At 45.0% G+C, this 20,772-nt stretch carries 23 protein-coding genes; 17 read left to right on the top strand and 6 right to left on the bottom strand.

The annotated features are described in order from the left end of the window. The first annotated feature begins 52 nt into the window (after nt 1-52). The 8 genes from ABJF92_RS11840 to ABJF92_RS11805 all read left to right on the top strand — a co-directional run bounded on the left by ABJF92_RS11840 (nt 53) and on the right by ABJF92_RS11805 (nt 8,089). Nucleotides 53-2,002, top strand: a complete 1,950-nt coding sequence (locus ABJF92_RS11840) for a heme lyase CcmF/NrfE family subunit (RefSeq protein WP_446815996.1) — start codon at nt 53-55, stop codon at nt 2,000-2,002. After that, complete coding sequence (locus ABJF92_RS11835; RefSeq protein WP_446815995.1) at nt 1,995-2,507, top strand: DsbE family thiol:disulfide interchange protein; 513 nt, start codon at nt 1,995-1,997, stop codon at nt 2,505-2,507. Before ABJF92_RS11840 ends, ABJF92_RS11835 begins: the two co-directional genes overlap by 8 nt. Continuing rightward, nucleotides 2,500-2,919: a cytochrome c-type biogenesis protein gene (locus ABJF92_RS11830; RefSeq protein WP_446815994.1), complete on the top strand. Its 420-nt coding sequence runs from the start codon at nt 2,500-2,502 to the stop codon at nt 2,917-2,919. The genes ABJF92_RS11835 and ABJF92_RS11830 overlap by 8 nt, the downstream gene beginning before the upstream one ends. Beyond that, complete coding sequence (locus tag ABJF92_RS11825) at nt 2,916-4,097, top strand: tetratricopeptide repeat protein (protein ID WP_446815993.1); 1,182 nt, start codon at nt 2,916-2,918, stop codon at nt 4,095-4,097. Before ABJF92_RS11830 ends, ABJF92_RS11825 begins: the two co-directional genes overlap by 4 nt. A 64-nt stretch (nt 4,098-4,161) precedes the next feature. Further along, entirely contained in the window at nt 4,162-5,211 is a 1,050-nt protein-coding gene (gene zipA / locus ABJF92_RS11820) for a cell division protein ZipA (protein WP_446815992.1), read from the top strand. Nucleotides 5,212-5,288: 77 nt separating this feature from the next. Beyond that, nucleotides 5,289-7,325: an NAD-dependent DNA ligase LigA gene (gene ligA, locus ABJF92_RS11815; RefSeq protein WP_446815991.1), complete on the top strand. Its 2,037-nt coding sequence runs from the start codon at nt 5,289-5,291 to the stop codon at nt 7,323-7,325. After that, nucleotides 7,326-7,562 carry a YheU family protein gene (locus ABJF92_RS11810; protein WP_446815990.1) on the top strand — a complete coding sequence of 79 codons (237 nt, stop codon included), beginning with the start codon at nt 7,326-7,328 and terminating at the stop codon, nt 7,560-7,562. It abuts the gene before it with no gap. An 80-nt stretch (nt 7,563-7,642) separates the two neighbouring features. Beyond that, nucleotides 7,643-8,089 carry a DUF302 domain-containing protein gene (locus ABJF92_RS11805; RefSeq protein ID WP_446815989.1) on the top strand — a complete coding sequence of 149 codons (447 nt, stop codon included), beginning with the start codon at nt 7,643-7,645 and terminating at the stop codon, nt 8,087-8,089. Between the two features lie 84 nt (nt 8,090-8,173). Here ABJF92_RS11805 and cysE read toward each other — a convergent pair whose 3' ends face one another. Then, nucleotides 8,174-9,004 carry a serine O-acetyltransferase gene (cysE, locus tag ABJF92_RS11800; protein ID WP_446815988.1) on the bottom strand — a complete coding sequence of 277 codons (831 nt, stop codon included), beginning with the start codon at nt 9,002-9,004 and terminating at the stop codon, nt 8,174-8,176. Between the two features lie 105 nt (nt 9,005-9,109). Here cysE and ABJF92_RS11795 point away from each other — a divergent pair, with 105 nt between their 5' ends. After that, complete coding sequence (locus ABJF92_RS11795) at nt 9,110-9,439, top strand: hypothetical protein (RefSeq protein WP_446815987.1); 330 nt, start codon at nt 9,110-9,112, stop codon at nt 9,437-9,439. A gap of 78 nt (nt 9,440-9,517) precedes the next feature. On the opposite strand, the gene mnmC is transcribed toward ABJF92_RS11795, so the two are convergent. Next, on the bottom strand, nt 9,518-11,527 hold the full coding sequence (mnmC, locus tag ABJF92_RS11790) for a bifunctional tRNA (5-methylaminomethyl-2-thiouridine)(34)-methyltransferase MnmD/FAD-dependent 5-carboxymethylaminomethyl-2-thiouridine(34) oxidoreductase MnmC (RefSeq protein WP_446815986.1): 2,010 nt from the start codon (nt 11,525-11,527) through the stop codon (nt 9,518-9,520). Continuing rightward, nucleotides 11,517-12,068, bottom strand: coding sequence for a peptidylprolyl isomerase (locus ABJF92_RS11785; protein ID WP_446815985.1), 552 nt, complete (start codon nt 12,066-12,068; stop codon nt 11,517-11,519). Before ABJF92_RS11785 ends, mnmC begins: the two co-directional genes overlap by 11 nt. A gap of 90 nt (nt 12,069-12,158) precedes the next feature. Here ABJF92_RS11785 and ABJF92_RS11780 point away from each other — a divergent pair, with 90 nt between their 5' ends. Further along, entirely contained in the window at nt 12,159-12,440 is a 282-nt protein-coding gene (locus ABJF92_RS11780; protein WP_445975195.1) for a SelT/SelW/SelH family protein, read from the top strand. A gap of 48 nt (nt 12,441-12,488) precedes the next feature. Here the strand turns inward: ABJF92_RS11780 and ABJF92_RS11775 are convergent, their stop codons facing one another. Beyond that, the gene (locus ABJF92_RS11775) at nt 12,489-12,791 is read right to left on the bottom strand and encodes a YciI family protein (protein ID WP_446815984.1); all 303 of its coding nucleotides are present in this window, start codon (nt 12,789-12,791) and stop codon (nt 12,489-12,491) included. Between the two features lie 111 nt (nt 12,792-12,902). Here ABJF92_RS11775 and ABJF92_RS11770 point away from each other — a divergent pair, with 111 nt between their 5' ends. From ABJF92_RS11770 to ABJF92_RS11745, 6 genes are all read left to right on the top strand, one after another. Next, nucleotides 12,903-13,754: a PHP domain-containing protein gene (locus ABJF92_RS11770; RefSeq protein ID WP_446815983.1), complete on the top strand. Its 852-nt coding sequence runs from the start codon at nt 12,903-12,905 to the stop codon at nt 13,752-13,754. Between the two features lie 84 nt (nt 13,755-13,838). Beyond that, nucleotides 13,839-14,459 (top strand): L-threonylcarbamoyladenylate synthase, encoded by a 621-nt coding sequence (locus ABJF92_RS11765; protein ID WP_446815982.1) that lies wholly within the window; start codon nt 13,839-13,841, stop codon nt 14,457-14,459. Between the two features lie 104 nt (nt 14,460-14,563). After that, on the top strand, nt 14,564-15,466 hold the full coding sequence (gene rluB, locus ABJF92_RS11760; RefSeq protein WP_446815981.1) for a 23S rRNA pseudouridine(2605) synthase RluB: 903 nt from the start codon (nt 14,564-14,566) through the stop codon (nt 15,464-15,466). 41 nt (nt 15,467-15,507) lie between these two features. Further along, nucleotides 15,508-15,963 (top strand): DUF1499 domain-containing protein, encoded by a 456-nt coding sequence (locus ABJF92_RS11755; protein ID WP_446815980.1) that lies wholly within the window; start codon nt 15,508-15,510, stop codon nt 15,961-15,963. Nucleotides 15,964-16,011: 48 nt separating this feature from the next. Beyond that, a complete protein-coding gene (locus ABJF92_RS11750) occupies nt 16,012-16,740 on the top strand; it encodes a response regulator (RefSeq protein ID WP_446815979.1) in 729 nt (242 codons plus the stop codon). Nucleotides 16,741-16,745: 5 nt separating this feature from the next. Further along, entirely contained in the window at nt 16,746-18,257 is a 1,512-nt protein-coding gene (locus ABJF92_RS11745) for an ATP-binding protein (protein WP_446815978.1), read from the top strand. Between the two features lie 26 nt (nt 18,258-18,283). On the opposite strand, the gene ABJF92_RS11740 is transcribed toward ABJF92_RS11745, so the two are convergent. Then, complete coding sequence (locus ABJF92_RS11740; protein WP_445975187.1) at nt 18,284-19,210, bottom strand: LysR family transcriptional regulator; 927 nt, start codon at nt 19,208-19,210, stop codon at nt 18,284-18,286. A gap of 88 nt (nt 19,211-19,298) precedes the next feature. Next, on the bottom strand, nt 19,299-20,204 hold the full coding sequence (gene argF, locus ABJF92_RS11735) for an ornithine carbamoyltransferase (RefSeq protein ID WP_446815977.1): 906 nt from the start codon (nt 20,202-20,204) through the stop codon (nt 19,299-19,301). A gap of 228 nt (nt 20,205-20,432) precedes the next feature. On the opposite strand from argF, the gene grxD reads away from it, so the two are divergent. Further along, nucleotides 20,433-20,762 (top strand): Grx4 family monothiol glutaredoxin, encoded by a 330-nt coding sequence (gene grxD / locus ABJF92_RS11730; protein ID WP_446815976.1) that lies wholly within the window; start codon nt 20,433-20,435, stop codon nt 20,760-20,762. Nucleotides 20,763-20,772 lie beyond the last annotated feature (10 nt).

Here is a 20,772-nt window from a genome sequence, read left to right as displayed (position 1 = left end):
TATTTAAAAAGGTCGAAAATCGACATATTGTATTTTATCCATTAGGCAACCCATGATACCGGAAATAGGTTTTTTCTCTTTAATACTGGCATTGTTTTTTAGTCTGAGTTTGGCGATCTTGCCCATGCTGGGTTATTACTTAAAGCAAGAGGTATTACAAGCCAGCGCGCCCCCTTTAACTCTCATTGTGGGCGGCTTGGTAGCACTAAGTTTTTGCATTCTTGCTTGGGCTTTTTTGACCGATGACTTTTCGGTTTTATACGTCAGTTTAAATTCCAACAGTCAGCTGCCAACGGCTTATAAATTCAGTGCCTTATGGGGGGGGCATGAAGGTTCCTTATTGCTATGGGTGCTGGTGTTATCGGCTTGGAGCTGTGCTGTTGCATTAAGATTAAAGTCTTTGCCTGCAGAAATGGGCGACGTTGTACTAGCGGTGCTAGGTATGATCACCTCTGGCTTTTTATGCTTCTTGATCTTTACCTCATCTCCCTTCACACGAATTTTGCCCGACAGTCCACTGGATGGCAGCGACCTAAACCCTTTGTTACAAGACTTTGGCCTGATTGTTCACCCACCCATGTTGTATATGGGCTATGTAGGATTTTCTGTTGCTTTTGCGTTTGCTATAGCCGCTTTGATTACGGGGCACTTGCATGCTCAATGGGCTCGCTGGGTTAGACCTTGGACAAGCAGTGCTTGGGCGTTTCTCACCCTTGGTATCGTGCTGGGAAGCTGGTGGGCATACTACGAGCTTGGCTGGGGAGGGTGGTGGTTTTGGGACCCCGTCGAGAATGCTTCTTTCATGCCTTGGTTGGCTGGTACGGCTCTGTTGCACTCGTTAGCGGTTACCGAAAAACGGGGTGTCTTTAAGAGCTGGACTCTGCTGTTGGCCATTTTTACGTTTAGTTTATCCCTATTAGGAACCTTTTTAGTTCGATCAGGCATTTTAACCTCTGTGCATGCCTTCGCAGCGGACCCAAGCCGAGGCACTTTTATTCTCGTCTTGCTAGTGTTGTTTATTGGTTCGAGTCTGGTGCTCTATGCCGCTCGGGCCAACCAAGTTCGCTCACAAGTAGCCTTTGGTTTCTCGGGTCGAGAGGCTTGGCTGCTATTGAATAATATCCTATTAACGGTATTAACCTTAACCGTGCTTTTAGGAACCTTGTATCCGCTGGCGTTTGATGCCTTAGATCTAGGCCGAATTTCGGTAGGGGCGCCTTATTTTAATACTGTATTTACCCCCATTGCCTTGCTGCTGATGGTGTTTATGGCCATAGGTCCTTTATCCAAATGGCATAAGACTCAGCCGAAACTATTGCTTAAATCTATAACAGTCGCTGGAATTATCGCCCTGATTCTTACCGTAGGGACGGCCTACTTTTATGATTTCTCTTGGCTTGGTGGCATCAGTGTCTCTGTGGTGTTTTGGGTTACTCTCTTAAGCGCTAAAGACTGGTTGCAGAAGGTAACAGCTGGGCATAAAGGTATTGTCTATCGTGCCCGGCATTTACCCGCCAGTTATTACGCTATGTTGATTGCTCATTTGGGTATGGCGGTAAGCTTGTTCGGAATCATTATGGTCAGCCTAAACAGCGAACAGTCGATAGTACGTTTTAGTGTGGGAGACACCACGAGTCTTGCTGGTTACGAGTTTCATTTTGATGGTTTAGCGCAAATTAAAGGGGCGAATTATCTATCGGAGCGGGCGCAAATTTCTGTCTATAAAAACGGCCTGGAAGTTGCGATTATGCACCCTGAAAAACGTTTTTTTAGTACCCGTCAGCAAGTCATGACGGAAGCCGCCTTAGACCCAGGCTTTACCCGAGACCTATATGTATCTCTTGGTGAAAAACTGGAAGACAATGTATGGGGGATGCGTATTTATGTTAAATCCTTTGTCCGTTGGATTTGGTTGGGTGGACTCATGATGATGCTAGGGGGATTTTTAGCTGCGATCGATAAACGCTATCGCCTTGCTAAAGGGGGTAATCATCATGGCTAGAGTATTACGCTTCATTCCCTTATTGATATTTATCGGCTTGGGTTCGGTTTTTTATGTGCAACTGGATAAAAATAGCCAGTATGTACCTTCCGCTTTAATAGGGAAAACGGTACCGGAGTTTACCCTTGTGGATCTTTATTCGAATGAGTTGATCCGCAATGCGGATTTACCTAAGACATCTTATATTATTAATTTTTGGGGTACATGGTGCCCAGCCTGTCATATTGAGCATCCTTTCTTAGTGGCATTAGCAAAACAAGGCGTTACCATTATTGGCATTGATTATAAAGATGAAGCAGTTGCTGCTAGGGAATGGCTTGAGGAAAAACAAAACCCGTATCAGCGAGTACTAATGGATGAATTGGGTGATTTTGGCTTGGATCTTGGGGTAACAGGTGCCCCAGAAAGTTTCATTGTCAATGCTCATGGGGTGATTACTTATCGTCATCAAGGGGTGATTAATGCCTCTAACTGGCAAGAAATTAAGCGGTACTTAAATGAATAGAGGGTTGTGTTTTATTTTAGTGTGTTGTGCTTTTTTTGCTTTCCAGCTTAAAGCTGAGGCGGGAGATTGGCAGAGCTTTAGTTCAAGTTTGCATGAAACCCGCTACCAGCATTTGATTGAAGAGTTACGTTGTCCTAAATGTCTAAATCAAAATCTTGCGGATTCAACGTCAGGTATTGCCGTCGATCTTCGTCACCAGGTTTATCAAATGATAGAGGGAGATAAAACTGACCAAGAGATTATTGATTACATGGTGGCGCGTTACGGAGAGTTTGTTTTATATCGCCCAGTGAATAACCTGACAACCTACGCTTTGTGGTATGGCCCTTTTATCTTGTTACTGATCGGTGGTGTGGCGTTCTTTTTGGTCATAAAACGCAGTCGGAGTCGTCAAGGGAGAAGAGACTCATGATCATTGCTTACGTTCTCATGGCCTTACTGATTATAGTAAGTGTTGGTTGTTTACTGAGGGCTTTATCTAAAGCTAGCAATAATGGTCAAAGTGAATCGCAATCAAAGCATGAGCGTGCCATTAAAGACAGTATTATCGAGGAAGAGCAGCGTGGGCGTTTAAGTCAAGATGAGCGCGAGCGACTTTTATTAGATCTTGAGTATGAGAACGCTCTTCAAACTCAGCATAAAATTAGATTCAAGGCAGCAAAGCCAAAGAGTTTGCAGTTGATCTGGTTAACAGTACTAGCGTTTATAGTGCTGGGTAGTACGGTGATGTATCAGCACTTAGGCTATAGCAAAGAAGTTGTTTTTCATCAGCAACTTGACGCTAACCGCCTAACCCCTGAAGCGGTGCGAGACTTTATCCAATATCGTAGTCGCCGTTACGATCGCGCGGCAGATTGGTACTACGAAGCTACAGATTTCATGAGCACGGAAGACTACCCATTGGCGGTCGCTGCCTTTGAGCAAGCTCTCAAGAAATTGCCTGCCAATGATGAAGGCCGTATCACCTTAATGGCGGAATATGCTCAAGCGATCTTTTACGCACAAGATAACCAAACCAGTCCAAAGCTGGAGGGAATTGTCGAAGATATCCTCGAGCAAGAGCCTGCTCAAGCCACGGCTTTAGGCCTAAAGGGTGTCATAGAGTTCGACCAAAAAAATTACTTGGCGGCGGTGCTCGCCTGGCAAGAAGCCATACGTTATAACAGTGACTCTATGGAAAGGTTAGCCTTGCTGTCGGGTATTAAAACGGCTCGAGAGTTAGGTAGCATTAGTTATCAGACTGCTCCCGCTATTATTACTGACAGCTTATTGGTGAATTTAGACTGGGACTCTCAAGCGATTCAATGGCATGAACAAGATGTTTTGTTGGTGTATGCCTTGGCGGAAGGAGAGGCAATGCCCATTGCCATACAGAGGGTAATGGCGTCCGAGGCGGATAAACCGATTTTATTAACCAATTTAGATACATTAATGCCAACGGTGTCTTTAGCGAATGTAGAAAATGTTGATTTGGTGGTGAAATTATCCAATTTGAATGAAAAAGATCTCACAAAGGGTCAAATAATTGGTATAAAAAGCCATGTAAAACCCAATAGTAAGCAGATTTTTGTAATCAAGCTCGGCTTATAATTGAAACCTGAGCCGCTTCGCTTGATAATAACAGCAACTTTATTGATGTAAGTCGGAAAATGTAATGGAATTTAGTTTACGTGAGTGGCTAATCTTAATTGGTGTTGTCATTATCTTGGCCATTTTGGTTGATGGATTTCGCCGTTATAAAAAAGGTCAGGCTCTAGCACAGGAGCCTGATGATGATTTTGTTGACCCTGATGAACTCATCAAAGAGGCGGTACTCAAACGTGAGCTACCTAATGGTGGTGCAAGACCCTTGCGCCCAAAGCCAGACTCTACCAGTCCTACCAATAACGCTTTCGAAAATGCTCGTAAAACTGCGAATGCACCGTTAACTGAAATGCCCCATAAGGTGGATGCCGGACCGACGCTAGATCGTGGTGAAGAAATGCATCTTGATGAGCTGGCTTCTCTTGTGCCTGATCGAGACTATGGATCAAACGATGTGGCTTCTCAAGACTATTCTGATACCGAATATGATGGCTACAATAGTGTCGATGACTTTGATGCGGAACTAGATGGTGAGTATGAAGAGGCTGAGTCTACCGATATAACGGCCACCGTACCTCATTCTGACATGGACTATGAACGCAGCTATTCTTCTGTGGATATTGACCAAGTAACACCTCAAGGTGTGTTACTTGAAGAGAATGAGCGTGAAGAAGAGGACGAAGCAGAAATTGAAGAAGTCATCGTCATCAATATCTTTGCTCCCGAGGGTGCCGCTTTTTCCGGAATGGAGTTGCTGCAATTGGTCTTGAACTGCGGTATGCGTTATGGCGATATGGACATATTTCATCGTCATGAAGATGGCTTCGACCGTGGTCGAGTGCAGTTCAGTATGGCGAATGCAATTGAACCGGGTACTTTTGATCTGGATACCATGGGTGAAAAAGACTGTCCTGGTGTTAGTTTCTTTATGGGCTTGCCTGGTCCGAAAAATAGCATGAAGGCTTTCGACTTTATGTTGGAAACGGCGCAAACCATCGTAAGAAATCTAGGTGGTGAGCTAAGAGACGAAAGACGCAGTCCAATGAGCGACCAAACCATTGCCCATTGTCGTCAAAGAATACGCGATTTTGAACGCCGAAAATTGACCCGCCGTAAATAAAAAATCTCTATTAAATCTGGGCCCTACGGGGCCTTGATTGTTTATACCTATTATTACCACCCCTGTTTGAGTGTTTTATGAGTCAAGATACAGACAAGTTATATCAGCAAATGTTGACGTTAATTGAGCAACTAAATGACTACAGTTATGCCTATCATGTAAAAGATCAACCAAAAGTACCTGATGTCGAGTACGACCGTTGTTATCTTGAGTTGCAAGCCATAGAACAGCAGCACCCAGAATGGTTACAGAATAACTCACCCACTCAGCGGGTGGGTGAAAAGCCGGATAATGGTTTTGTTAATGTGGCTCATAGCGTTCCTATGTTGTCGTTAGATAATGCGTTTGATAACCCAGCCTTAGAAGATTTTGACCAGCGTATTCGCAAACTTTTAAATACCGATAAAGTGCAATACTGCTGTGAGCCGAAATTAGATGGAGCAGCCATTAGTTTGCGCTATGAAGATGGTGTCTTGGTGCGAGGCGTGACGAGAGGTGATGGGCTATCAGGGGAAGATATTACCTCCAATATTAAAACCATTCATTCTGTGCCATTGAAGCTTCGCACTAAAAATCCCCCGGCTGTGGTAGAGGTGCGTGGTGAAATTTATATGCCTAAAGAAGGCTTTGAAAAGCTGAACAAACTAGCCCTGGAGAAGGGCGAAAAAATGTTTGTTAATCCGCGTAATGCGGCAGCAGGTAGTCTACGTCAACTAGACCCTAAAATTACCGCCGCACGCCCTTTGGTGATGTGTGCGTACTCTATTGGTTACGCAGAAGGCTGGCAACAGCCTGAGAGTCATTATGATGGTCTAGTGCAGTTAGGTGATTGGGGCTTTCGAATTAACGATCTGATGATGCAGGTTGAGGGAGCGCAGGCTTGTATCGACTATTACGACAAGCTTAACGAGCTACGAGGCAGCCTGTCTTACGATATTGATGGTATTGTCTATAAAGTGGATCAAATTGCCTTACAAAACCAATTAGGCTTTATTGCACGAGCGCCGCGCTGGGCCATTGCACGAAAATTTCCAGCCCAAGAGGAAATAACGCAAATTGAAGATGTGGACTTCCAAGTGGGTCGAACTGGTGCTATTACGCCAGTTGCCCGTCTAAAACCAGTCTTTGTCGGTGGCGTTACGGTTTCTAATGCCACTTTGCACAATAAAGATGAAATTGCTCGCCTTGGTATCGAAGTAGGTGACTGGGTTATTGTGCGCCGTGCTGGTGACGTTATTCCGCAGATTGTTCAGGTGCTGACTGAACGTCGCCCAGAACAAACCAAAGCGGTAAGCTTCCCCGATGCCTGTCCTGTTTGTCAGTCAGGTTTAGAGCAAGTGGAAGGGGAAGCCGTCATTCGTTGCACAGGAGGGCTAGTATGTGGCGCTCAGCTAAAAGAGTCTCTTAAGCATTTTGTGTCGCGTAAAGCCTTAGACATTGATGGTTTGGGCGATAAGCTAATTGAGCAATTGGTAGATCAAGGCTTAGTGAAAACCCCAGTCGACATCTTCACTCTGGACAATAAGAAAGACAGCTTGCTAAACATGGAGCGCATGGGGCAAAAGTCTGTTGAAAAGTTACTGGCTTCAATTGATAAAGCGAAACATACCCAGTACAACCGCTTTGTTTACGCCTTAGGCATACGCGAGGTAGGAGAAGCCACTGCCCGAGCCTTAACCAAGCATTTTGATGCGCTTGATGAGTTACTAACAGCAAACCCAGAAACACTGATAGAGGTGGATGATGTGGGTCCTGTGGTGGCACAACATGTTAGCTATTTCTTTGCGCAAGCGCAAAACATCGACACCATTCAAGGCTTATTAAGAGCAGGGGTTGAGTGGCCGAAAAAACAGCAGTTACCCGAAAGTGAGCAGCCTTTGTTGGGCAAGATCTACGTGGTGACAGGCTCACTAAGTCGCTTTAGTCGTGATCAAGTAAAAGACAAGCTTCAGCAGCTAGGGGCGAAAGTCAGTGCTTCGGTATCGGCAAAAACAGACTGCTTGGTGGCGGGTGAAAAAGCTGGATCAAAACTGGCCAAAGCGCAAAATTTGGATATTCCTATCATGGATGAAGAGGCCGTTATTGCAATGCTCACTGAACTAGGAGCCATTTAATTGGATACTTTAATCCCTTACGACAGTATTAATCCGGATACGCTCATGACCATCTTAGAGGACATAGTAACCCGAGATGGCACAGATTATGGTGATTATGAGCTGTCGAGTCAGCAAAAGTGTCAACAAGCTCTGAATAGCTTAAAAGCGGGTGATGCGGTACTCTTATTTGATACGGAAAGTGAAACCATTAAACTCTTACCGAAAAGTGAATTAGCGGCCTATGATAGATTTTGAGGCTGAGACGTGTTTTATAAGGAATGCAAAGTAAGCATTAATAACGTCACATGAGTGACCTAAGAGCAATGGAGTGAAGTATGTTTAGACTTTGTATCGTTGGTGTGATGCTGTGTGCATCTTTTGCAAGCCAAGCCGCAGAAGGTGTTTTGTCTATTAAAAGCCAATACTCAGTGCAAGAAACAGCCGATAAATTTGTGAGCTTAGCCGAATCTAAAGGCCTCAATGTGTTTGGCCGTATTGATCATAGCAAAAACGCGGAGCAAGCGGGCTTGTCTCTTCGACCGACCCAAGTGATTATTTTTGGTAACCCAAAAGTAGGTACACCGTTAATGCAATGCGCCCAAAGTCTGGCCATCGATTTGCCACAAAAAGTGTTGGTTAGCCAAGATGAAAATCAACAGGTTTGGTTATCTTACAACGATCCGCAGTATTTAAAGCAGCGTCATGATATTAAAGGCTGTGACCCAGTGATCGAGAAAGTATCACAAGTATTGAGTGGTCTAGGGAAGGCCAGTGTGCAATAAAATATTGCTGATGAGAAGATAAAAAAAGAGAAAGTCCTATGGCTTTCTCTTTTTTATGAAGGCTACTTTCTTTTTTTATGAAAGTTATTTGTCGCTGCATTCACGCAAGCAGTGATTGATATTATGATCCATCGCCAAAGCAGGTTCTTGTTCCGTATTGTGGCCAACGACTTTAGCGGGAACACCCGCTACGGTGGTGTGATGTTCGACCGCTTCAAGCACCACACTGCCCGCGCCGACTTTGGCACCAACCCCCACTTCAATATTACCCAAGATCTTCGCGCCGGCACCAATCAGTACACCGGAGCGGATTTTAGGATGACGATCTCCGTGTTCTTTCCCTGTACCGCCTAGGGTGACGGATTGTAGGATAGAGACATTGTCTTCAATAACACAGGTTTCCCCCACCACAAGACCCGTAGCGTGATCGAGCATGACGCCACCCCCTATGGTTGCTGCTGGGTGAATGTCCACACTGAAGGCCATCGACATCTGACCTTGCAAGTACAGAGCGAGACTCTTACGGTTATTTTTCCATAACCAATTCGCTACTCGATAGGTTTGCAGGGCGTGAAAGCCTTTAAAGAAAAGTAACGGTGTAGTAAGTGTCTCGCAAGCCGCATCACGGTCTTTAATGGCCACAATGTCTTGCTCGATAAAACTGACAATATTAGAGGCTTCATCGGCCATAGCCTCTTCAAAGACTTCGCGTAGAACCATAGCGGGAATGGAAATACTGTCGAGCTTACTGGCCAGTAAAAAACTTAAAGCGGAACAGAGGCTATCATGGCGTAAAATAGTGGTATTAAAAAAACTTGCTAAGATAGGCTCATCTAGGGCAAGCTTTTGGGCTTCTTGTTGGATACTTTGCCATAATGTACTAGCGGCCGTGACAGGGTTTTTTAGATGACTCAAGAGACTATTTACCTCAGTGGATTTTTGTCTAAGAATGTAGGTTATAAGGATCACAACAAACAATACAAGGGGCAATGTTAATTTTGCTCAATATTTGGAGATGTTATGACTCAAAAAAACGTGGCTGAAGCGTTAAATGTATTTTATGAACTAAAAGCAGCCCTAGAAAACGCTTACTGGGAAACCAATGATATCAATCAGAAAGATCGCTTCTTTTCAATGAAGTCCATGTTACAGGATGAACTGGATGAGTTGCATAAACTCAGCCTACAAGACCATAGCTACCCCTATGAAGCGATTAATCCAAGTGTGCCGAGACTGAAAGTTAGGTTGCAATCTTTGTTGGAAAACCTGGACAATATTGTTTATCGCCCAGAATCATTCCAAAGTTTGGCGGAGCTTATCCCTAAAACAACGGATCTATTTGATGCCTAATGGCTTGGTTTAGTAGGACGATCAGCACACTCATACCTTGTCGATAAAAGTGTGCCTCAATCGTCCTCAATGAGTTATTTAAGTCATCTTGTTTTGCTTTAATTGTCGTATGACAAAGCGGGTAGGATGCAATTTATAAGCAATCTCTTGCTCCAGCGGTGATGGTGTGCCAGCCACTAAATCCGCCAGATAGACTCCGCTCAATGGTGTGGAAATCAAGCCTCTCGAACCATGTCCTAAATTTAAATACAGACCTTCATCTTGCTCGCAAACATCATCTGTTTGCCACTTGGCATTTCGTGTTAAAGGCTGATAGATCTCCACTAGTTTTCGCTGCTGAAAGCTAGGGCCCACTATGGGGGCATAATCACTCACAGCACAACGGAACGACACTCGCCCTTGGCAATCTTTGAGGGCAAAACTGTCGTCAGCGACTTGCAGCATACGGGTCAAAATTTTCAGATTTCTTTGATGGCCTTCTTCACGTATCGCTTCCTCCTGATCATGCAAATCGTAGGTCGCACCAAAATGCAGGGTGTTATCTAATAGAGGAGAAGCATAACCAAGTTCACACAATACCTTATCGAGCTTTTGGGCCGTTTCCACACTGGCAGGCTGTGTTTGTAAATTGGCTTTATTAAAGTCGATAAAAGAGACTTGCCCTCGAATGGGGTGGATGGGCATTTTAGGGCTAAATTTCAGCTGGTTAGAATCGTTAGCAGTGCACAGAATAACATGAGAAAAGTGCTCTTGCTGCTCAGCTGAGTGAGCCAGCCAACGCTTGGATAAATCCGTGCAAGCCGCTACTTTCTCAAGGTCAGTTAGCTCACGGTTAAGTACAACACTAATGTTTTCGTGGGCCAGTAATCGTTCGCATAAATCCTTAGGTTTTACCCAGCCGGATAAAGGCAACAATAAACTGCCCGGACGCTCAGGGTATTTTTTAAGTATGTTTTCTGGGTAGAGCTTGGCTTGAATCAGCTTTTCAAACTTATCGGCTTCTTGTGAGTTTTTAGGAATCTGTACTAAACCGCATTGTTGCCAAAATGCTTGCCCATCCTCTGTACTTAACTGATTGTACAAGCGGCTAGCGTACAAATAAGCACTGAGATAAAAGCGATTGATTGGTGTGTCTTGTGAGGCTAGCTTAGGGTAAAGCATTCCCTGAGGGTTGCCTGAGCCAGCATTTGCTATGCTGCTGGCTTTCTCCCAAACGCTTACCTTAAAACCACGCTTAGCGAGTGCGTAGGCAGTATTGGCGCCAGCTAAACCTGAGCCGACTACCAATACCCTTGGAATCTCTAACTCGTCATTATGGCGGACATTAAACCAAGCTTGTCCTTGCGTCATGCGTTTGGTGAAAGGCTGATCGTCATGGTTTAACTCACCTATGGCCATTTCTCGCTTAATGCCAAAGGCTTTAACTTTACGAACGTCAAAGCCCACGTTCTGTAAGCCTCTGCGCACAATACCGGCAGCGGTGAAGGTAGAGAAACTGGTTCCCTTATGGCTTAGGCGTCGTATGTGCTGGAACAATAAATCCGACCACATTTCGGGGTTTTTACTGGGGGCAAAGCCGTCTAAAAACCACGCATCCACATTGGCGTTTAATTGCTCAAAACCACTGGCAGCTTCGCCAAACCAAAGGGTTAGTTGGATGCGGCCTGCGGCGAGTTCGATGCGATGAAAGCCGTGACAAACGTCTGGATAGGCTTGGATCAAAGCGTCGCTGTATGCTTTAAGGGAAGGCCACATGGCCAAGGCTTTACTTAAAGCGGCTTTGCTTAAGGGGTATTTTTCCACAGAGATAAAATGCAGGGTTTTATCCGCTGGGCTTTGTGCCTCAAAGGCTTGCCAAGCGCATAGAAAATTCAGTCCTGTACCAAAGCCTGTTTCCGCAATCGTAAAATTCGCTTGGGTAAGTGTCTGCCAGCGCTGATAAAGCTGATTGTGCTGTAAAAAAACATAACGTGTTTCTTCCAATCCAGACTCTTTGTCAAAGTACACATCATCAAATTGACTGGAATGGGGAGCACCATCTTCGCCCCAGCTTAACGCTGGGGCAGATAAGGAATAACTAGTTAACACGCGTAATACTCTCGATAACCACAGGTTCGCTCGGCACATTTTGATAAGGGCCAACGTTACGTACAGTCACCCCTGCAATACTATCAACCACTTCTAGGCCACTGATTACATGTCCAAAAGTTGTGTAACCTGCGCCGCCACGAGCACCGTGGTTAAGAAAAGGGTTATCTACATGGTTTATAAAGAATTGTGAGGTGGCACTGTCTGGGGCTTGGGTGCGAGCCATAGCAAGAGTGCCGCGATTGTTCGCTGGGCTATTGTAGCCTTCATAGGCAATTGGCTGGTGAACATCCTTACGGCCTAAGTTGCTGTCAAAGCCACCCCCTTGGATCATGAAACCACGAATGACGCGGTGGAAAATTGTACCTTCATAAAAACCTTCATCCACGTAGCGCAAGAAATTAGCAACGGTATTTGGTACAACTTCGTCGTACAATTCGACACGAATGTCGCCTTTATTGGTGGTGATATTGACCTCTGTAGCTTGGGCGAATCCACTTAGAGCCAAGAGAGCAGAGCATGTGATTAAAAATTTGCGCATAATAGACTTCCTAGTTAAATCAATTTACTAATAGTATTGGCTGACTTATGGACTGCCAAGTCGTTTTAAACATTATCGGAGAACTCCCCTGTGCGAACCGCTCAAGTAGAAATCGAATATTGTACCCTATGTCGTTGGATGTTACGCGCTGCGTGGCTGTCTCAGGAGTTACTCACCACCTTCGATGATGACATTAAAAGTGTCACACTACTGCCGACCCAAGGAGGGATTTTTAAGGTGCGAGTAAATGGTGAAGAAATCTGGTGTCGTAAAAAAGAAGAAGGTTTTCCCGAGGCGAAAGTTCTGAAGCAACGTATGCGAGATGTCATTGACCCTGAGCGTGATCTTGGTCATTCGGACGTAAAAGCCTAAAAAATTAAGCCCTCTTAAGCCAAAGGCGGAGGAGGGCTTTAAGTCTCATTAGTTAGGAAAAACTTGTTTAAAAGGTTTTACTTCAACCGATGCGTAGACCCCAGCGCTAACATAAGGGTCAGCGTCCGCCCAAGCCTGTGCATCTTCTAGACTGGCAAATTCTGCAACCACCACGCTACCATTAAAGCCTGCTTCCCCAGGGTTGTCCGAATCGATCGCTGGGTTTGGCCCTGCTAGTACTAAACGGCCTTGGTCTTGTAGGCTTTGTAATCGTGCTAAATGCTCAGGGCGAGCCCCTAGGCGGGCGCTAAGGCTATCTTTGATATCTTGTCCAACAATGGAGTACAGCATGCTTATTCCTTATTTACGGGTAGAAAATCGAATAGTATTTTCATATAAAAACTAATTTATGTATGCTGGGATTATGATAACCACCAATCCCCTTAAAGAACAGCCTACTTTATGCCTGAAACCGAGCGTTACCGAAAAGTCGATTTACATTCACATTCCGTTTGTTCAGATGGGCGTTTAACCCCTACTGAATTAGTAGATTTAGCAGTAGAACAACAAGTTAGTTTGTTTTCTCTGACGGATCATGACTCTATCGCTGGGTTAGAAGAAGCAAGACAAAGGGCGCAACAAAAAGGCTTAGTTTTTATTAATGGCGTGGAGCTATCCACCCAATGGAAAGGCATTCCTTTACATATGGTGGCGCTGGACTTCGACCTTGATAATCATATTTTGCAGCAACTGGTGGCTAACAATCAGCAGGTGCGAATGGGTAGAGCGCGAAGCATTGCGGATTTGTTGATCAAAAAAGGCTTGCCGGATTTATTCGACGAAGCGGTTGAGCGGGCCGGTAAGAGTCAAATAGGACGCCCCCATTTTGCCAGTTTATTGGTCGAAAAAGGTTTTGTTAAAGATGCCAATAAAGCCTTTGACCGATACTTAGGAAATAAGCATCTAGGCAAACTACGAGATGTTTGGCCTGAGCTTGAGACGGTTTTAAGCGCTTTAGCGGATCAAAATATGGCGCTCGTGTTGGCTCACCCTAAACGTTATCCATTAACCGTCACAAAGCTAAAGCGCTTGCTGGCGGATTTCAAACAGTGGGGCGGTAATGGGATGGAAGTTGCCTCTGGCAATGAGCGACCTGACCATGTGCGTTTATTGGAGCGTTTGTCGGTAGAATTTGGCTTAAAGGCCTCTGTGGGAAGTGACTATCATGGCCCATTTGGCCCTTGGATGCAGGTGGGAAAGTATACCCAGATTCATGAAACCAGTGTGCAACTGGTATGGCAAAATTGGCATTAGTACTCACAGATCGGCATGTAATTTGCGTACTAATAAAGCTTTATACGTTATGATCAGCGGATTGCTTATCAGGAGAGACCTTTCGTGAGCCAGTTTTTTCAAATACACACAGAAAACCCTCAAACGCGCCTAATAAAGCAGGCCGCAGAGGTGATTCGCCAAGGTGGTGTGATTGCTTACCCAACGGATTGTGGGTATTCATTAGGTTGTCATCTCGGGGATAAAAGTGCCTTAGAGCGCATACGTGCTATTCGGCGATTGGATGACAAACACAATTTCACTTTAGTCTGTCGAGATTTGTCGGAAATCTCCACTTATGCACGTTTTGATAATCGCCTTTATCGATTGCTTAAAAACAATACGCCAGGGCCTTATACCTTTATTTTTAGCGCGACTTCTGAAGTGCCTAGACGCCTGCTGCACCCGAAGCGGAAAACCATCGGTATTCGTATTCCAAATAACCGCATAGTGTCGGCGTTATTGGAAGAATTAGGTGAGCCGATTATGAGTGTTTCGCTGATTCTTCCAGGGGAAAACGACACCATGACGGACCCTTATGATATTCGAGATACCCTAGAACACGCCTTAGATTTAGTGATAGACGGTGGTTACTGTGGTATTGAACCCACCACAGTGATAAAAATGGAAGCGGATAATATCGAAGTGTTGCGTGAAGGGGCTGGAGATATCACACCATTTACATGAAATGGGCAATATTCTGGTATTAAGGGCGGCCTTGAGCGCATATAATGTCCCCTTTATAGATATTTAAAATAGGTTGCTGAGAAGCATTCCCCGAAGAGGTTGTAATGGACGAGAAATTACAAAAAGTTTTAGCGCGAGCGGGTCAAGGTTCCCGTCGTGAAATGGAAGCCCGTATCCGTGAAGGCCGTGTATTGGTCAACGGTGAGGTCGCCACCTTAGGTGATCGTGTAAGTTTAACGGATGAAATCCAGTTGGACGGTTACCCTGTGAAGGTGACAGAAGCAGGCGAAGGTCGCCGAGTGATCATTTATAACAAACCAGAGGGCGAGGTATGTACTCGTAAAGACCCAGAAGGTCGCCCTACTGTGTTTGATCGATTGCCTAAGTTACGCGGTGAGCGCTGGATAGCGGTAGGCCGATTGGATATTAATACCTCAGGTTTGTTACTTTTTACAACGGACGGTGAGTTAGCCAATCGCTTAATGCACCCATCCACCGAAATTGATAGAGAATACCTTGTGCGCGTCATGGGTGAAGTGACCGAAGAGCACACCACGGCCCTTAAAAAAGGCGTCATGATGGATGATGGTCTGGCCAAGTTTACCGATATTGTTGATGGCGGCGGCGAAGGTATTAACCGTTGGTTCTATGTTTGCCTAATGGAAGGCCGCAACCGTGAAGTACGCCGTTTGTGGGAGTCCCAAGGGGTAAAAGTAAACCGCTTGAAGCGTGTGCGTTTTGGTCCAGTATTCCTGCCGTCTAAAGCGAAAGTTGGACGCTGGGTAGAAATGGAAGAATCTGAAGTTAACTCTTTGTGTGCCATGGTGGATTTGAAAGTTGCTGCCATTAAGCCAAAAACACAGCAACAAAAGCTGGAAGTGAAACGCTCTAAGAACAAAACATCCGCTGGTGGTGCGGGTGCTCGTCGCCCTAAAGGGTTTGATTGGCAAAGTAATGATAAGCAAGAATTTAAACCTAAGAAACCGGGCAAAAGATCGTTCCGTTAATTGTTAGTCTAGGTAGTTGATAAGTTAGGAGAAGTATTTACATGGTTAGAGGAATAGCCTTTTTTATTGCGCTTTTAGTGGTTGGTTTTTTTGCCTATGTTCACTACTACAACGAGCAGCCCAATGATCTAGGTGTCACCGATGGTCTGTTAAAAGCTTGTCCTACTTCACCTAATTGTGTGTCGAGCCAGGCAGACAGAAGTGATGAAGTGCACTATGTTGAGTCAATTATCTATCGAGAGAATCGTAAAGATGTGCAATTATCTCTCGAATCATTTTTGTTAAACCAAGGTAACGCTCGTGTTGTGAGCAGCACTTTAGGGTATGTTCACCTGGAAATAAAAAGTAAGTACATTGGTTACATCGACGATGTAGAGTTTTATTTGCCTGAGGCAGACAGTGTTATTCACGTACGTTCAGCTTCTAGAGTGGGCTACTCAGATGTAGGTGTAAACCGAGAGAGAGTAGAGCAGGTTAGGGCTTTTCTGGCACAATAATACTGCTGGCGATGATTTTAGACCCAGATAGAAGATTAAGGAAGTCTAATGAATTTGGATGAAAAACAGTCAATTTTGATCGTGGAAGACGATGAACGTCTTGCTTCATTGACTCAAGAATATTTACAGAAAAATGGCTATACAGTGGATATCGAAGCTGACGGCCGTAAAGCAATTAGCCGTATCGTTGCAGAAAAACCTTCTTTGGTTATTTTGGATTTGATGTTACCGGGTGCAGATGGTTTTACCGTATGTCGCAATGTACGTAATGACTATCAAGGTCCTATCTTGATGCTAACGGCCAGAAGTGATGATGTAGACCAGATTCTAGGCCTAGAAATTGGCGCTGATGATTATGTTGCCAAACCTGCCAAACCTAGAGTCTTACTTGCTCGTGTGCAGTCTCTATTGCGCCGTAGTAGCCAAGACGTAGAAGTGAGTGCTGGCAATAGCAAAGATGAGCCAAACCTAACATTTGGTAACCTGACAATCGATAGTTCTCGTCGTGAAGCTTGGCTATTGGACGAAGAAGTCGAACTGACCAGTGCTGAATTTGATCTGTTATGGCTATTGTCTAGCAATGCAGGCCGCACTATGAGCCGAGAAGAAATTTTCGGTGAGTTGCGAGGCATTGAATACGACGGTCAAGACCGCTCTGTTGATGTTCGTATTTCTCGTATTTCTCGTATTCGCTCAAAAATCGGTGATGACCCAATTCATCCTCGCCGCATTAAAACGATTCGTAGCAAAGGTTACCTATTCGTTAAAGAGATATAGTCTTTATGCGAGTGGAAATTTGGCGATTGTATCGCCACTTAATAATAACCGGCGGCATCATAGCGATTTGTTGTTACATCGCTATGATGCTGTTCGAGCGTCGAATCAATACAATTCGTGTTGAGCGGTTGTTGTGTGTGGATGCACACGTTAGTTCTGCTATGTTGTTATCGGGTATCGAGTTCGATGCTCATTTGTCACAATTTAGCTGGACGCTTCATGTCTCCGAGCCATCTGTAGCTCAAGCCGTTCAAAATATTCACACGCATCAGTTAATTGCCCATCTAGAAAACAGCTACCAATCTATTGTTGGTCCTAAAGAGGCGCCCCTAGTAGAAGGGGAGCTTAATAGTGTTAAAAGCATTCTTTATCTTGAGTCCTTGTTGCTTAAGTTACTTAACTCTAGCGAATTGAGCTATGCCCAGAAACTGGATTTGCTGAGCAAGATACCTTGTGTGACGGTAAGTCTATTTGAAACACAAGCACCAGATGGTGTCATGAATGGCACATTATCCAGCGGAGCATCAGCTGGTGAAGGGGCTTTTATTTGGTCATCTGAAGGGGTAAGTCATCTGGTTTCCGTGGAAATCTATCACCCCGGTATTTCTTTTAAGTACATTGTTGTGTTCGTGGTGGTGATTGCTTTGCTTGCCATGTTGTTGGTTATTTGGCGCGAGCTTTTAGTTTTGGATCGGAAACGCCAAAGCTTCGAAAGCATTACTCGAGAAATCGCTCGTGGTCGCAGTGCGGTAACGGAAGAAGTGGCTGACAGCAGTGGTACATTGAAAGAGCTGGCCTATTCGTTTGACTCTATGTCCTCCCATATACAGCGCTTATTGAAAGTGCAACGAGAGATGATAAACGCCATTTCTCATGAGCTGCGCACACCCATCGCTCGTCTTAGATTTGGGCTGGAAGTGTTAAAAGATGATGTAGATGAGGCCGCTGTTACTACCATAGATGGGTTAGAAGGCGACGTCGAAGAACTTAATACGCTGGTGGATGAGGTGCTGACCTACGGTAAGCTTGAAGATGGTTCTTTGGCGCTACATTTTGCCAGTGTCAGTATCTACCACATAGTGGAAGAGATTCTGGAGCATAATAAAACCTTGCTCCAACATCTTGCACTGGAAGTTAACGTTCCTGAAGATGTAAACGTCAATGCCGATGAACACCATTTGCGACGAGCCCTGCAAAATCTTATTTTGAATGCGTCCAAATACGCTTCCAGCAAAATCTCCATCAGCTTCACCTTAGATGAAGAGCGCTGGCAACTGGATATTGAAGATGATGGCCCAGGCATTCCGTTTGAAGACAGAGATAAGGTATTTATACCCTTCCATCGTTTAGATAACAGCCGTACCCGTGCCTCGGGAGGTTATGGATTAGGTTTGGCAATTGTTCAACGGATTGCCTTTTGGCATGGTGGGGCTGTGCTAATTGATGAAAGCGAATCTGGCGGTGCCAAATTTAGTCTGATTTGGTCCCGTAAGCAGCATCAAAACTCCGTGTCTTAACACTGTTATAAGGTTTTAGCTGCGGTTTATAAATCCGCAGCTAAAATCCCTTTCAGGTTCTTAAAGCAGGTTTTAGACGCTGTGTTAATCAGGTCGTCCATGTAGGCGTTATTACGCTGATCTTTGCGAATGGCTAGGTAGAGCTTACACCAAACCCCTTCTTCCCCCAGTGACTTAGTAATGACATATTGGCGATTGGTGTATTCCGTTAGTGCCCAATTTGGCAAGCAGCTTACCCCTCGACCACTGGCAATCAGTTGCATCATCATTAAGGTCAATTCGCTATGACGTATTTTGGCTGGTGATACCCCAGCTGGAGTAAGAAAGTGCTTAAAAATATCCAAGCGTTCAGTTTCTACCGGATAGGTGATCAAGGTTTCATTGGCAAAATCTTCTGGTGTTAGAAATTCTTTTTTCGCCAGCGGATGGTGGCGGGATAAAGCCACTTGAGATTCGTATTGGAACAGAGGAATGTATTCGATATTGGGCAAATCTTGCGGGTCTGAAGTCACCACTAAGTCCAAGTCACCTCGTGCAAGCGCCGGCAGCGGCATAAAGTTAAATGCCGTTGATAGGTCGAGTTCAACATCTGGCCAGTGCTCACGGAAATGGTCTATGGTCGGCATCAACCACTCATAACAACTGTGACACTCGATGGCGATGTGTAGGCGGCCACTTTCACCTTCAGCAAAGCGTTGAATGTCTCTCTGGGCGGAGCGAAACGACAATAATACGTCATCTGCTAGTTGCAGTAAGCGTAATCCTGCGCTGGTGAAGCGTACCGGCTTGGTTTTGCGAATGAATAAAGGACAGCCCAGTTTCTCTTCTAAATCTTTGAGTTGGTGGGAGAGGGCAGATTGTGTGAGATGCACACGTTCTGCAGCTTCCACTAAGCTGCCAGTCTCTCTTAGGGCGGTTAAGGTCTTTAGGTGGCGAACTTCAATAATACTCATAATGATTCACTTTACGAGAGTTTCCTTCAATATAGAATCAACAAAAAAGCCCGTGACAGTGCGTCTTACGGGCTTTTTGGATTATAACTTATTTCGTTAGCAAAAACTCAAGCAAGGCTTTTTGAGCGTGCAAACGGTTTTCTGCTTCATCCCACACGACAGAATCTGGGTCATCCATCACTTCAGCGGACACTTCTTCACCACGGTGAGCGGGTAGACAGTGCATAAACAAAGCATCGGCATTGGCTTTGTCCATCAACTGACGATTTACCTGGAAGCCTTCGAAGTTTTTCATTCGTTGATCTTGCTCATCTTCTTGCCCCATGGACGCAAACACGTCTGTGACAATCAAATCTGCACCAACTGCGGCTTCGGTTGCACTGTGTACCATGGTGACGCGATCTTGGTGAGCTTCTAGTAATTCTGCATTGGGTTCATAACCTACAGGGCAGGCCACCACAAGTTGGAAATCCAATAATGCGGCTGCGTTAATGTAGGAATGGCACATGTTGTTACCATCGCCAACCCAAACCACTTTTTTGCCTGCTATTGAGCCACGGTGCTCGTGATAAGTCTGCATGTCCGCCAGCAGCTGGCAAGGGTGGAAGTCATCGGTTAGAGCGTTGATCACAGGCACAGAAGAATACTTCGCAAAGGTTTCTACCGTCGCGTGGTCAAAGGTACGTATCATCACTGCGTCAACCATGCTGGAAATGACGCGTGCACTGTCTTCAATAGGCTCGCCGCGTCCTAATTGAGTATCCCGTGGGGAAAGAAACAATGCATGACCGCCAAATTGAGCCATGCCTGCTTCAAATGACACTCTTGTGCGTGTCGAGGACTTTTCAAAAATCATGGCGAGTACGCGATTTTTTAGTGGCTCAAATCGGGTGCCTTCTCGGTGGATTTTCTTCAGCTCAGTCGCGCGTGAAATAAGTTGTTTGAACTCGTCTGAGGAAAGATCTTTGAGAGTAAGAAAATGTCTTGGTGACACCGATAGCTCCTTAAATTAACTTTTGAAAAGGGAATCGACCAATTTAATATACTAGGGCAAGGGAGTAAAGGGGGGATTAAAGAAGAAATTCGTCGCATATGGAAAAAACAGGGTTGTAAATCTATTGCCAAGCCCCATAATCTGAAGCAACTTTTTAAAATATTCTATTGCTTGCCCAGCTAGGCTTTAGCCTTGGGTAACAGACACCCACTACAGTGAGGATTTTACATGAGCACTACTATCGATACGATCAAAGAACAAATCAGCAGTAATGACATATTGTTGTACATGAAAGGTAACCCTCGCGCGCCTCAGTGTGGGTTTTCCTCTCAAGCGGTACAAGCTTTGATGTCTTGCGGTGAGCGTTTTGCGTTTGTCAATATTTTGGACAATCCAGATATCCGTGCTGAGCTGCCAAAATTTGCTAACTGGCCGACTTTTCCACAGTTATGGGTAAAAGGTGAGCTAGTAGGTGGTTGTGACATTATTGTTGAAATGGCTAATAATGGTGAGTTACAGACTGTGATCAAAGAAGCCGTGGGTTCTGAAGAAGAGTAAACAAGCTTCT

Source organism: Marinomonas sp. (assembly GCF_039940335.1).
GTDB lineage: Bacteria > Pseudomonadota > Gammaproteobacteria > Pseudomonadales > Marinomonadaceae > Marinomonas.
Note: the sequence above shows the minus strand (reverse complement) of the source record. Positions and strands in the feature narration are given on the sequence as shown.

Bases quoted from the DNA above. Each gene is read 5' to 3' on its own strand.
- rluB (WP_446815981.1), top strand. From the start codon at position 14,564: ATGGACGAGAAATTACAAAAAGTTTTAGCGCGAGCGGGTCAAGGTTCC.
- ABJF92_RS11770 (WP_446815983.1), top strand. From the start codon at position 12,903: ATGCCTGAAACCGAGCGTTACCGAAAAGTCGATTTACATTCACATTCC.
- ABJF92_RS11755 (WP_446815980.1), top strand. From the start codon at position 15,508: ATGGTTAGAGGAATAGCCTTTTTTATTGCGCTTTTAGTGGTTGGTTTT.
- ABJF92_RS11785 (WP_446815985.1), bottom strand. From the start codon at position 12,068: ATGCGCAAATTTTTAATCACATGCTCTGCTCTCTTGGCTCTAAGTGGA.
- ABJF92_RS11775 (WP_446815984.1), bottom strand. From the start codon at position 12,791: ATGCTGTACTCCATTGTTGGACAAGATATCAAAGATAGCCTTAGCGCC.
- grxD (WP_446815976.1), top strand. From the start codon at position 20,433: ATGAGCACTACTATCGATACGATCAAAGAACAAATCAGCAGTAATGAC.
- ABJF92_RS11795 (WP_446815987.1), top strand. From the start codon at position 9,110: ATGACTCAAAAAAACGTGGCTGAAGCGTTAAATGTATTTTATGAACTA.
- ABJF92_RS11745 (WP_446815978.1), top strand. From the start codon at position 16,746: ATGCGAGTGGAAATTTGGCGATTGTATCGCCACTTAATAATAACCGGC.
- ABJF92_RS11830 (WP_446815994.1), top strand. From the start codon at position 2,500: ATGAATAGAGGGTTGTGTTTTATTTTAGTGTGTTGTGCTTTTTTTGCT.
- ABJF92_RS11750 (WP_446815979.1), top strand. From the start codon at position 16,012: ATGAATTTGGATGAAAAACAGTCAATTTTGATCGTGGAAGACGATGAA.
- ABJF92_RS11835 (WP_446815995.1), top strand. From the start codon at position 1,995: ATGGCTAGAGTATTACGCTTCATTCCCTTATTGATATTTATCGGCTTG.
- ligA (WP_446815991.1), top strand. From the start codon at position 5,289: ATGAGTCAAGATACAGACAAGTTATATCAGCAAATGTTGACGTTAATT.
- ABJF92_RS11825 (WP_446815993.1), top strand. From the start codon at position 2,916: ATGATCATTGCTTACGTTCTCATGGCCTTACTGATTATAGTAAGTGTT.
- zipA (WP_446815992.1), top strand. From the start codon at position 4,162: ATGGAATTTAGTTTACGTGAGTGGCTAATCTTAATTGGTGTTGTCATT.
- ABJF92_RS11840 (WP_446815996.1), top strand. From the start codon at position 53: ATGATACCGGAAATAGGTTTTTTCTCTTTAATACTGGCATTGTTTTTT.
- ABJF92_RS11805 (WP_446815989.1), top strand. From the start codon at position 7,643: ATGTTTAGACTTTGTATCGTTGGTGTGATGCTGTGTGCATCTTTTGCA.
- ABJF92_RS11740 (WP_445975187.1), bottom strand. From the start codon at position 19,210: ATGAGTATTATTGAAGTTCGCCACCTAAAGACCTTAACCGCCCTAAGA.